Annotated in this window: 10 protein-coding genes; 5 read left to right on the top strand and 5 right to left on the bottom strand. The window is 65.0% G+C overall.

The window, feature by feature from the left end:
- Positions 1-32 precede the first annotated feature (32 nt).
- Complete coding sequence (locus L0U84_RS05145) at positions 33-809, bottom strand: SDR family oxidoreductase (protein WP_233848278.1); 777 nt, start codon at positions 807-809, stop codon at positions 33-35.
- 188 nt (positions 810-997) lie between these two features.
- Here L0U84_RS05145 and L0U84_RS05140 point away from each other — a divergent pair, with 188 nt between their 5' ends.
- Positions 998-2,671: an electron transfer flavoprotein-ubiquinone oxidoreductase gene (locus L0U84_RS05140; RefSeq protein WP_233848276.1), complete on the top strand. Its 1,674-nt coding sequence runs from the start codon at positions 998-1,000 to the stop codon at positions 2,669-2,671.
- A 271-nt stretch (positions 2,672-2,942) separates the two neighbouring features.
- Here the strand turns inward: L0U84_RS05140 and aroC are convergent, their stop codons facing one another.
- The 3 genes from aroC to L0U84_RS05125 all read right to left on the bottom strand — a co-directional run bounded on the left by aroC (position 2,943) and on the right by L0U84_RS05125 (position 6,945).
- Positions 2,943-4,043, bottom strand: a complete 1,101-nt coding sequence (gene aroC, locus L0U84_RS05135; protein WP_233848268.1) for a chorismate synthase — start codon at positions 4,041-4,043, stop codon at positions 2,943-2,945.
- A gap of 159 nt (positions 4,044-4,202) precedes the next feature.
- Positions 4,203-6,140, bottom strand: coding sequence for an MFS transporter (locus tag L0U84_RS05130; RefSeq protein WP_233848259.1), 1,938 nt, complete (start codon positions 6,138-6,140; stop codon positions 4,203-4,205).
- Between the two features lie 337 nt (positions 6,141-6,477).
- Positions 6,478-6,945, bottom strand: coding sequence for a CBS domain-containing protein (locus tag L0U84_RS05125; protein ID WP_233848256.1), 468 nt, complete (start codon positions 6,943-6,945; stop codon positions 6,478-6,480).
- Positions 6,946-7,241: 296 nt separating this feature from the next.
- Here L0U84_RS05125 and L0U84_RS05120 point away from each other — a divergent pair, with 296 nt between their 5' ends.
- The 3 genes from L0U84_RS05120 to L0U84_RS05110 all read left to right on the top strand — a co-directional run bounded on the left by L0U84_RS05120 (position 7,242) and on the right by L0U84_RS05110 (position 9,990).
- The gene (locus tag L0U84_RS05120; RefSeq protein ID WP_233848255.1) at positions 7,242-8,639 is read left to right on the top strand and encodes an O-acetylhomoserine aminocarboxypropyltransferase; all 1,398 of its coding nucleotides are present in this window, start codon (positions 7,242-7,244) and stop codon (positions 8,637-8,639) included.
- The gene (locus L0U84_RS05115) at positions 8,636-9,469 is read left to right on the top strand and encodes an alpha/beta fold hydrolase (protein WP_233848253.1); all 834 of its coding nucleotides are present in this window, start codon (positions 8,636-8,638) and stop codon (positions 9,467-9,469) included. Before L0U84_RS05120 ends, L0U84_RS05115 begins: the two co-directional genes overlap by 4 nt.
- A 200-nt stretch (positions 9,470-9,669) precedes the next feature.
- Positions 9,670-9,990, top strand: coding sequence for an Mpo1-like protein (locus tag L0U84_RS05110; RefSeq protein WP_129963260.1), 321 nt, complete (start codon positions 9,670-9,672; stop codon positions 9,988-9,990).
- A gap of 34 nt (positions 9,991-10,024) precedes the next feature.
- On the opposite strand, the gene L0U84_RS05105 is transcribed toward L0U84_RS05110, so the two are convergent.
- The gene (locus L0U84_RS05105) at positions 10,025-11,338 is read right to left on the bottom strand and encodes a YihY family inner membrane protein (protein ID WP_233848251.1); all 1,314 of its coding nucleotides are present in this window, start codon (positions 11,336-11,338) and stop codon (positions 10,025-10,027) included.
- Between the two features lie 142 nt (positions 11,339-11,480).
- Between L0U84_RS05105 and wrbA the strand changes: the two genes are divergently transcribed.
- Entirely contained in the window at positions 11,481-12,083 is a 603-nt protein-coding gene (gene wrbA, locus L0U84_RS05100) for an NAD(P)H:quinone oxidoreductase (RefSeq protein ID WP_233848249.1), read from the top strand.
- Positions 12,084-12,119 lie beyond the last annotated feature (36 nt).

Genomic DNA, 12,119 nt, shown 5'->3' with positions numbered 1-12,119 from the left:
TTGCCTGACTGTTGAAACTTGGGACGGCCCGCTCACGCGAGCCCAAAGCCGTCGTCAGCGGCGATCACCGAGCCGTTGATGAACTGCGATTCGTCCGCGGCGAGCAGCAGCAGCAGCCCGTCGAGATCCTCCGGCTTGCCGACCCGATGGCGCGGCAGCATCGCCACGAGCTTCTGCCCCTGGTCGGTCGACCAGTGGTGATGGTTGATCTCGGTGTCGATATACCCGGGGCAGATCGCGTTCACATTGATGCCGTGCTTGCCCCACTCGAGCGCCATCGCCTTCGTCATGTGGACGACCGCGGCCTTGCTCATCGAATACAGGCCGATTTGCGGCAGCACGCGCAAGCCCGCCATCGACGCGATGTTGATGATCCGGTACGACGGCTTCTGCGCGCTGTTGCCGCGCATGATCATGCGCTTGGCGACTTCCTGCGCGACGAAAAACGCGCCGCGGGTATTCGTGTCGAACACGTATTCGAAGTCCGCCGGCGTGACCTCGGACAGCTTCTGCGTGGTCGACACGCCCGAGTTATTGACGAGGATATCGATCGTGCCGGCCTCGGTCTCCGCGTGCGCGACCGCCGACTTGATGCTCTGGTAGTCGGTCACGTCGAGCGACACGACGTGCGCGGCGCCGCCGGACGCCTCGATTTCCGCGCGCAGCTCTTTGAGCCGCTCGGTTCGTCGGCTCGCCAGCACGACCTTCGCGCCCGCCTGCGACAGCACCTGCGCGAAGCGCTTGCCCAACCCGCTCGAAGCGCCCGTGATCAGCGCGACCTTGCCTTCCAGATTGATCGAACGGCCCATTGTCTTTCCTTGTTCGGTTGTAATGACAACTGCGGTTGACGGGGTTCGGTAGGACCGCGACTAAGGGTCTATACCGTATCATGAAATAGTACGATCGTGCTAATCTGTGGCTTTTGGGTTGCGGCGCGAGAATCGATCGCCCACAATACGAACCCGAAAAAAGCATTCTAACGGTAAGAGGAGCATCAATGACCCCCGCAAGTCTCATTGAGCAGTACGGCCCGCGCGAGTCGATGGAGTACGACGTCGTCATCGTCGGCGGCGGCCCTGCGGGCCTGTCGGCTGCCATTCGTCTGAAGCAGCGCGCCGCCGAAAAGGGCGTCGAGCTTGGCGTGTGCGTACTCGAAAAAGGCTCTGAGATCGGGGCTCATATTCTGTCGGGCGCGGTGATGGATCCGCGCGCGCTGACCGAGCTGATTCCGGACTGGAAAGAAAAAGGCGCACCGCTGACGGTCGACGTGACCGAAGACCGCTTCCTGTTCCTGTCGGCAACGGGCGCGAAGAGCGTGCCGACATGGGCGTTACCGGACAATTTCAAGAACCACGGCAACTATGTGATCAGCCTCGCGAACGTGACGCGCTGGCTGGGTCAGCAGGCCGAGGCGCTCGGCGTCGAGATTTTCCCGGGCTTTCCGGCGGCCGAAGTGCTGTACAACGACGACGGCTCGGTCAAGGGCGTCGCCACGGGCAACCTCGGCATCGGCAAGGACGGCGAGCCGACCGGGAACTTCCAGCTCGGCATGGAGCTGCACGCGAAGTACACGCTGTTCTGCGAAGGCGCGCGCGGCCACCTCGGCCGCCAGCTGAACGAGAAGTTCAAGCTGCGCGACGGCGTCGATCCGCAGGTGTACGGCCTCGGCATCAAGGAGCTGTGGGAAATCGATCCCGCGAAACACAAGCCGGGTCTGGTGATGCACACGGCCGGCTGGCCGCTCGAAAACGACACGTACGGCGGCTCGTTCCTCTACCACATGGACAACAACCAGGTGGTGGTGGGCTTCGTGGTCGGCCTCGGCTATTCGAATCCGTATCTGTCGCCGTTCGAGGAATTCCAGCGCTACAAGACGCATCCGGCGATCCGCGCGATCCTCGAAGGCGGCAAGCGCGTGTCGTACGGCGCGCGCGCGATTACCGCGGGCGGCCTGCTGTCGCTGCCGAAGCTGGTGTTCCCGGGCGGTGCGCTGGTCGGCGACGACGCGGGCTTCCTGAACGCGTCGCGTATCAAGGGTTCGCACGCCGCGATCAAGACCGGCATGCTGGCCGCTGACGCCGCGTTCGACGCGGTGCAGGCCGGCCGTCAGTCGGACGAGCTGACCGCCTACCCGGCAACCTTCAAGACGTCGTGGCTCTACACCGAGCTGTATCGCGCGCGTAACTTCAAGCAGTGGATGAGCAAGGGTCTCTACCTCGGCACGCTGATGGTCGGTCTCGAGCAGAAGCTGCTCGGCGGCAACGTGCCCTGGACATTGCATCATCAGCATTCCGATCATGAGATGCTGAAGCCGGCTTCGCAGTGCAAGCCGATTCCCTATCCGAAGCCGGACGGCAAGCTGACGTTCGATCGGCTGTCCTCGGTGTTCATCTCGAACACGAATCACGAGGAAAATCAGCCGGCGCACCTGACGCTGAAAGATCCGACCGTGCCGGTCAACGTGAACTGGCAGACCTATGCGGGACCGGAGTCGCGTTACTGCCCGGCCGGCGTGTACGAGTTCGTGAAGAACGAGGAAGGCAACGAGCGGCTCGTGATCAATGCGCAGAACTGCGTGCACTGCAAGACCTGCGATATCAAGGACCCGACGCAGAATATCGTGTGGGTGACGCCGGAAGGCGGTGGCGGCCCGAACTATCCGAATATGTGATTGGTGTGCTGTTTGCCTTCGCCGCGCATTGCGACAGCTTTGCGCTGCGAAGGCAAGCCTCGACGGTGCGCTCGCACTGTCGCTCCCGTTTTTTACTCCCTCTTTCTTGACGTTGTGTGCGTGATTGCGCAGGCGAAGCCACGTTTCGCACGGGCTGTGTGCCCACGCGCGCAATCGCGGAAAAAGGAAGCGTTCAGGAAGCGCCGCTCATAGGCTGCGCGAGGTGGGGGAGAATCTCGAGAGCACGAGATTCTCAACGTGAAAGGACAGGTTACGGCGCGCTCGCCGCAATCTTCGGCGTGTCGACGGCCACATCGCCGCATTGCGCGCGATGACGCAACGCGTGATCGATCAGCACGAGCGCAAGCATCGACTCGGCGATCGGCGTCGCGCGAATGCCGACGCACGGGTCGTGCCGCCCGAAGGTTTCGACGACCACCGGCTTCCCCGCCTTGTCGATCGAACGGCGCGGCGTGCGAATGCTCGAGGTCGGCTTGATCGCGATCGACACCGTGATGTCCTGCCCCGTCGAAATACCGCCAAGCACACCACCCGCGTGATTGCCGACGAACCCCTCCGGCGTCAGCTCGTCGCCATGCACCGAGCCGCGTTGCGCGACGCTCGCGAAGCCCGCGCCGATCTCGACGCCCTTCACCGCGTTGATGCCCATCATCGCGTGCGCGATGTCAGCGTCGAGGCGGTCGAACAGCGGCTCACCGAGGCCGACCGGCACACCGGAGGCGACCACGTTGATGCGCGCACCGATCGAATCGCCGTCCTTGCGCAGCGCGTCCATATACGCTTCGAGTTGCGGAACGATCTCCGCATTCGGCACGAAGAACGGGTTCTCGCGAACCTGCGCCCAATCGACGAACGGCACGTCGATCTCGCCGAGCGCGGCCATATAGCCGCGAATCTCGGTGCCGAACTTCTCGCGCAGCCACTTCTTCGCGACCGCGCCCGCCGCCACCGTCGGCGCCGTCAGCCGTGCCGACGAGCGGCCGCCGCCGCGGTAATCGCGAATGCCGTACTTATGCCAGTAGGTGTAGTCGGCGTGGCCGGGGCGGAACGTCTCGGCGATGTTGCCGTAGTCCTTGCTGCGCTGGTCGGTGTTACGGATCAGGAGCGCGATCGGCGCGCCGGTGGTTTGACCTTCGAACACACCCGACAGAATCTCGACCTTGTCCTCTTCCTGGCGCTGCGTCACATGGCGCGACGTGCCCGGCTTGCGGCGATCGAGTTCGAACTGGATGTCGGCTTCGTTGAGCGCCATGCCCGGCGGGCAGCCGTCGATCACGCAGCCGATAGCGGGGCCGTGCGATTCGCCGAAGGTGGTGACAGTGAAAAGCGTACCGAGCGTGTTGCCGGACATGAGCGTCGTCCAAAGAAATACGGGGAGAACGCTATTATGCCAGCCCGCTCGCCTCCAGGCCGGGCGTGGCGACGACGATGGCCGACCGGCCAGGACGCCCGCGGCCGCACCGGGTGATACGGGCGAACGCGCCACCGGCGTCCGCCCACCGGCCCACGGCTACTTGCGCGCGCCGCGCAGCTCGGTCACGAGCTGCTGCAACTTCTCCGGCGTCGCGAGCGCCGGGTCGATCGGCTCGCCAACCGCGAGGCTCAGTCGGCTCATCACACCTTTGCTGATCGGCCGCGGCCAGTTCGCGTCCACCGCGCGCGAAAACACACTGCCCCACAGCCCGCGCAGCGCCATCGGAATCACCGGCGCCGGCGTCCGCCCGACGATTTCGGCGACGCCGTGGCGAAACGGATTCAACTCGCCGGTGCGGGTCAGCTTGCCTTCGGGAAAGATACAGACGAGTTCGCCGTCCGCGAGCGCCTGCGCGCACAGATCGTACGCACGGGCGAGCAGCGCCGCGTCCTGATGCGCGGGCGCGATCGGAATCGCCTTCGCGTGCCGGAACAGCCAGCCGACGAACGGCGAGCGGAAGATCTGATGGTCCATCACGAAGCGGATCGGCCGCGGGCTTTCGGCCATGATGACGATCGCATCGACGAAACTGACGTGGTTGCATACGAGCACCGCCGCGCCCTGCTCCGGAATCCGCTCCGCGTGCACGAGCCGGATCCGGTAAAACGTATGCACGAGCAGCCACGCGACGAAGCGCAGCAGGAACTCGGGCACGAGCGAATAGATGTAGCCCGCGACGACCACGTCCAGCAGCGCGGTGACGAGGAAGATCGCCGGAATGCCAAAACCTGCGGCGCTCAGGCCCATCGCCATCAGCGCCGACACGATCATGAACAGCGCATTGAGGATATTGTTCGCGGCGATGATACGCGCGCGATGGCTCGGCTGACTGCGGCTCTGGATCAGCGCATACAGCGGCACGCTGTAAAAGCCGCCGAACATCGCGAGCAGGAACAGATCGGCGAGCACGCGCCAATGCGCGAGCCGCCCGAGAAATTCGCCTACGCTCAGCAGATGCCCCGCCGGCGGCAACGCGTGGCTCGCGAAAAAAAGATCGATTGCGAACACGCTCATGCCGATCGAGCCGAGCGGCACGAGCCCGACCTCGATGCGCCGCTTCGACAGCCGTTCGCACAGCAGCGAGCCGATGCCGATGCCGATCGAAAACGTGGCGAGCAGCACGGTCACGACGTCGGGATCGGCGGACAGCACGTCCTTCGCGAAGTTGAAAAACGACGCGAGGAACGTCGCGCCGACGAACCATAGCCACGAAATGCCGAGCAGGCTCAGAAACACCGTGCGGTTTTCGTGCGCCAGCTTCAGATTGCGCCACGTTTCGCTGACCGGATTCCAGTTGATGCGCAATCCCGGCTGCGGCGCGGGCGTAGCCGGCACGAAGCCCGACACGGCGCGCCCAATCAGCGCGATCGCGATACACGCGCAAGCGAGCACCACCGCGCCATGCTCGGCGAACCCCGCGCCTGCGCCCCCGACGATCGTACCGATCAAAATCGCGACGAAGGTGCCCATCTCGACCATGCCGTTGCCGCCGACCAGTTCCGCCTTCGACAGATGTTGCGGCAGATACGAGTACTTGACCGGTCCGAATACGGTCGAATGCACGCCCATCAGGAACGTGCACAGGTACAGCAATGGCGCGCTATGCAGCCAGAATCCCGCGCCGCCGACCAGCATCACCGCGATCTCGAACGTTTTGACGACGCGCGTGAGCAACGCCTTGTCGTACTTGTCGGCGATCTGGCCGGAAGTGGCCGAAAACAGCACGAACGGCAAAATGAAAATCGCGGAGATCAGGAACGCCGCGGTTTTCGGATCGACGCCCGAAAACCGCGCCGCCTGATACGTGACGAGCGACGTGAAGCCGATCTTGAACACGTTGTCGTTCATCGCACCGAGAAACTGCGTCCAGAAAAACGGCGCGAAACGGCGCTGGCGGAGCAGGCGGAACTGGGATTCGTGCGCTTCGCGCGCACGGGCGGCGCGGCGAGCGGCAGGCAACGGACGATCGTTCATGAAGTCGGAAGAACGGCGCGGAAAAATGGCAATGATACGTAACGCGCGGCCCGCAAACAGGCTGGCACGACGCGCACGCGGGTCTGCGCGTGACACCTGGTGTTACCGGCGATAGGGCTTTCAATCATTTCGGCGGCGAGGCCTCGCCCGGCGCGGTTCGCCTTGGAGCGGGCACGCACACTAGCGTCGCCCCGCCCGTTAGCGCTCCCGCGATCCTCCCGAGCCGGATCCGGACTCCGGGGGCCGGACACAAAAAAAGCGCCCGCTTGCGCGCGCGCCCTGTCGGCGGTTTCGCGCTCGCGGCGACGGCCGGAGCGCGACGTTCGAGCCACGCGCATCAACGCGCCGGCTGCTGGTCCTGTCCTTCCTGTTCTTCCGGCCAGTCGCGGATATAGGCTTTCAGCATGCGGTTTTCGAACCCCTGCTCCTCGACCACCGCCTTCGCGACGTCGTAAAACGAGATCACGCCCATCAGCGTGCGGCTTTCCATCACGGGCAGATAGCGCACGTGATGCTCGAGCATCATGCGGCGAACTTCGTTGACGTCGGTTTCGGGCGTGCAGGTGAGCGGATGGTCGTCCATCACCTTGCGGATCGTCGAAGTGCCGACGCTGCCGCCGTTCTCGCTCAAGGTCATGATGATTTCGCGAAACGTCAGCATGCCGACGAGGTCGCCGTACTCCATCACGACGAGCGAGCCGATGTCGTGCTCGGCCATGGTATTGACGGCGTCATGCAGCGTGGTATCCGGCGTGACCGTAAAAAGGGTGTTGCCCTTGACTTTAAGAATGTCGCTGACTCGCATGATCTATCTCCTGATACCGCCAATCGTGCAATGCATGAAATGTTTTTTCGATCCTATCGGAAAGGCCCATAAAAGGAAAGCGGCCCGCCAGCCGAGGCTCGGCGAGCTTTCGGGATCTCGAATTCATCTGACTTCCAGATCGCGAGCCTGTCCCGCTCCCGGCACGAGCCGCGCGAATCCACGATCAACCCGGCCACGAACCCACGGGAAAACCGCGCTTGAAGCGGCGCGCGCCGATGATAGGATGGCCGGCCCACCCTGACCTTTCGCGTGGCCCCGACGGCCCGCCGCTCACGATGTCCGCCAACCGTTTCGATACGCTTGCGCTGCATGCTGGCGCCGCTCCCGACCCCGCCACCGGCGCGCGCGCGACGCCGATCTACCAGACCACGTCGTTTTCATTCCGCGACTCGGATCACGCCGCCGCGCTGTTCAACATGGAGCGCGCCGGCCATGTCTACTCACGCATCTCGAATCCGACCGTCGCCGTGTTGGAAGAGCGCGTCGCCGCGCTCGAAAACGGCGCCGGCGCGATCGGCACCGCTAGCGGCCAGGCCGCGCTGCATCTTGCGATCGCGACGCTGATGGGCGCCGGCTCTCACATCGTCGCGTCGAGCGCGCTGTACGGCGGCTCGCACAATCTGCTGCATTACACGCTGCGGCGCTTCGGCATCGAGACGACCTTCGTGAAGCCCGGCGACCTCGGCGCGTGGCGCGCCGCGCTGCGCCCCAACACGCGCCTGCTATTCGGCGAAACGCTCGGCAATCCGGGCCTCGACGTGCTCGACATCGCCGCGCTCGCGCAGATCGCGCACGAGCACCGCGTGCCGTTGCTGGTCGACTCGACCTTCACGACGCCCTACCTGCTGCGCCCGTTCGAGCATGGCGCCGACTTCGTCTATCACTCGGCGACCAAGTTTCTCGGCGGCCACGGCACGACGATCGGCGGCGTGCTGGTCGACGGCGGCACGTTCGACTTCGAGGCTTCCGGCCGCTTTCCCGAATTCACCGAGCCGTACGACGGCTTCCACGGCATGGTGTTCGCCGAGGAAAGCACCGTCGCGCCGTTCCTGCTGCGCGCGCGGCGCGAAGGCTTGCGCGACTTCGGCGCGTGCCTGCATCCGCAAGCCGCGTGGCAACTGCTGCAAGGCATCGAGACCCTGCCGTTGCGCATGGAGCGACACGTCGCCAACACGCGGCGCGTGATCGACTTTCTCGCCAGTCATGCGATGGTCGAATCGGTCGCCTATCCCGAGCTACCGACGCATCCCGACCACGCGCTGGCCAAACGGCTGCTGCCGCGCGGCGCCGGCGCGGTGTTCAGCTTCAACCTGCGCGGCGACCGAGCGGCCGGGCGCGCCTTTATCGAAGCGCTCACGCTGTTCTCGCACCTCGCGAACGTCGGCGACGCGCGCTCGCTGGTGATCCATCCGGCGTCGACGACGCATTTCCGCATGGATGCCGCCGCGCTCGCCGCGGCCGGCATCACCGAAGGCACGATCCGTCTGTCGATCGGTCTTGAAGATCCGGATGACCTGATCGACGATCTCAAGCGCGCGCTGAAGGCCGCGCAAAAAGCCGCGCAACCGGCGCCCGGCGGTCGTCCCGCAACGCCAAACGGCAACCCAACACAGCAGAACGCCTCTGCCGCGTCCGCCACCACCAACGGCCCCGCCCGCCCGGAGTCCGCATGATCGTCACCGTTCAAGGCAAACCGGCCTACGCCTACACCGGCGGCAAACCGTTCGACGCGAGCCTGCCGACGGCAGTATTCATTCATGGCGCCGAGCACGATCACAGCGTGTGGGCGCTGCAAAGCCGCTACTTCGCGCATCACGGCTTCGGCGTGCTCGCGGTCGATCTTCCGGGCCATCGCCGCAGCGCCGGCCCCGCGCTCGTCAGCATCGCCGCGCTGGCCGACTGGCTCGCCGCGCTGCTCGACGCCGTGGGCGTCACCCGAGCGTTCGTCGCCGGTCACAGTATGGGCTCGCTGATCGCGCTCGACTTCGCCGGCCGCTATCCGCAGCGCGCCACGCATCTGGCGCTGCTCGCGACCGCGCAGCCGATGAGCGTCTCCGACGCGTTGCTCGACGCCGCGCTCAATCGCGAACCCGAGGCGATCGACATGGTCAACCAGTGGTCGCATTCGACGCTCGCCGCAAAGCCCTCGTGCCCCGGTCCCGGCTTCTGGCTGCACGGCATGAACCAGCGGCTGATGGAGCACGTGTCCGCCAGAGGGGAACCGCATCTGTTCCACACCGACTTCACCGCCTGCCACACCTATGCGGATGGCCTCGCTCGCGCGACGCAGGTGCGTTGCGCGACGCGCCTGATCGTCGGCCGGCGCGATGCGATGACGCCGCCGCGCGCGGCGAAAGCGCTTGCCGATGCGCTCGCGCAGGCGGGCGCCCCGGTCGATACCGTCACGCTCGATGCGGGCCACGCGCTGATGACCGAGCAACCCGACGCGACGCTCGATGCGCTGTTCAGTTTCGCTTCGCGGGCGCCGCACGAAGCGAGCTGAAGGGGCGTGCGATTTCGGCTCGTTGCGCAGTTCGGTGGTCCGCAGGCAGCCACCGGGAATGCTGTTGCGAATGGCCGCCGAGTCACCACGATACCCACGCCGAATCCGCCGCACTATCTGCCGAAAGGCCAGGTTGCGTTAGGCAAGCGATCGCCGGAGAATGATTGAAAAGCCGTCTTTTTCAGCCTCCGGAGGCCGTCATGGCTCATACCGCGCATACCGATCACTTCGCGAGCTTCGCGGAGTTTTATCCGTATTACCTGAGCGAGCATCGCAACATCGCGTCGCGGCGGTTGCATTTCGTCGGCTCGCTCGGCGTGATTGGCTGCCTCGCGATGGCGCTCGCCACCGGCGACTGGCTATGGTTGCCGGCGGCCGTGGTGTGCGGCTATGGCTTCGCGTGGGTCGGCCATTTCTTCTTCGAAAAGAACCGGCCGGCCACCTTCCGCCATCCGTTTTACAGCCTGATGGGCGACTGGGTGATGTTCAAGGACATCTGCGTGGGGAAGATTTCGTTGTAGTTCTAGCGGGGCGGCTTCAGGTCGAGCCGCTCTATCACGCCGCCTGCTGCGGCATCGAAGCCGCCGCGCGCTGCCCGTCTGCGGATCGCGCCGCCCGTGCCGCCGCGCGCGAGGCCAGCAACGCGGCGAGCGTCACCTTCAGCTGGTCGTTGTCGAGCGCGGCGAGCAGCATGCCGCCGTCCACGCGCGTGGAATCCAGTTCGAGCTGATACGTAAGCTCCGCGCGGTCGATCACGAACAGGTCGTACAGCCGCTGCACGGTCACCTGCGCCGGGTTGGCGAGCAGCACGAAGTGCGGGCCGGTATGGTCCTCCTCCAGCCGCGCGATCCACTCGATCTCCTCGAGACGCTGCAACAGCATCAGCGTCGTATCCTTGTCGCGGCGAAGCATGCGCGCAAGCTCGGGCATCGTGTAGCCGCGTCTGCCGCCCTCACGCGCTTCGCACAGCCGCGCCAGCAGTTCGAGCGAATCGAACAGATTGCTGCCATAGAACACGGGGCGGTGAAACTGACCGATGCGAATCGCCGGCAACGCCGATGCGATCATCGCGCCGGTCAGCGTGATGAACCAGCACAGGTACATCCACAGCAGGAACAGCGGCACCGCGGCGAACGCGCCGTACACCGCCGTATAGGTCGGAATACGGCGCACGTAGTAGCCGAAGCCGCGCTTGGCGAGCTCGAACGCGACCGCAGCGATCACGCCGCCGACCACCGCGTCGCGCCACTCGACACGACAGTTGGGCAAATAAACGTAAAGGATGGTGAACGCGAGCATGGTGAACGGCAGCGTGGCGCTCGCGAGCGCCCACTCGATCAGCGGTGTGATGCGCTGCGCGGCGCTGAACGACATCGATTGCGTGAACAGATACGACGAGATCGACAGACTCACGCCGATCAGGATCGGACCAAGCGTGATGATCGCCCAGTAGACGAGAATGCGCTGCGCGACGGGCCGCGCCTTGCGCACGCGCCAGATTACGTTGAACGCGGACTCGACGGTCATCATCGTCATCACCGCGGTGACGAACAGGATGATCATGCCGATCGTGGTCAGCCCTTTGGCCTTCGACGCGAACTGGTTCAGATACTTGAAGATCTGATCGTTCAGTTGCGCGGGCATCAGGTGGTCGGCAAGAAAAAACTGCAGCGACGCCTGGAACGAGCTGAAGATCGGAAACGCGGTGAACAGCGCAAACGCGACGGTGGCGAGCGGCACGAGCGCGAGCATCGTGGTGAACGTCAGGCTGCCCGCGACTTGCGGAATCCGATCCTCGCCGATGCGTTGCGCGGCGAATTGCGCGAGCCGTTTGAGCGTGTCGAGATCGAAACGCACCCTAACCAACAAACCTGCCTCCTTGCTTGCTGAACCGTCAGACCGGGACTGCGGGAACCCCGCGCGGCGTTGGGCCGAACCTGCTGGCCGAACGGCTATGAGTGGCCTGTGCAATGGACCGAACCCCTATAATACCCGTTCAATGATGAGGCCTATGAAAGACATTCTCGTGCTTTATTACAGCCGTCACGGCGCCACGCGCGAGCTCGCGCTGGCGATCGCGCACGGTGTCGACAGCGTCCCCGGCATGCAGGCGCGCGTGCGCACCGTGCCGGCGGTTTCCACGGTCTGCGAGGCGAGCGAGCCGGACATCCCCGCCGAAGGACCGCCGTACGTCGAACTGCGCGACCTCGAAGAATGCGCCGGCCTCGCGCTCGGCTCGCCGACCCGCTTCGGCAACATGGCGGCCGCGCTCAAATACTTTCTCGACGGCACCACGCCGCAGTGGCTATCCGGCGCCTTGTCGGGCAAGCCAGCCTGCGTGTTCACGTCGACCGGCAGTCTGCACGGCGGCCAGGAATCCACGCTGCTGTCGATGATGCTGCCGCTGCTCCATCACGGCATGCTGATCGTCGGCATTCCGTACACCGAGAGCACGCTGACCACCACGCAAACCGGCGGCACGCCATACGGCGCATCGCATTTCGCGCGCGCGGGCACGGCCAGCCAGGGCATCTCCGCCGACGAACGCACGCTGGCGACCGCGCTGGGTGCGCGCGTGGCGCGCACGGCGGCGTCGATGAGCGAAAGACCGTGAGCGTAAAGCCGTGAACCAACCGCATCCGCAACCGAT

The sequence above is a fragment of the Paraburkholderia sp. HD33-4 genome (assembly GCF_021390635.1).
In the GTDB taxonomy this organism is placed as follows: Bacteria; Pseudomonadota; Gammaproteobacteria; order Burkholderiales; family Burkholderiaceae; genus Paraburkholderia.
The sequence above is the reverse complement of the archived record's forward strand: the minus strand, read 5'-3'. Positions and strand labels throughout refer to the sequence as shown.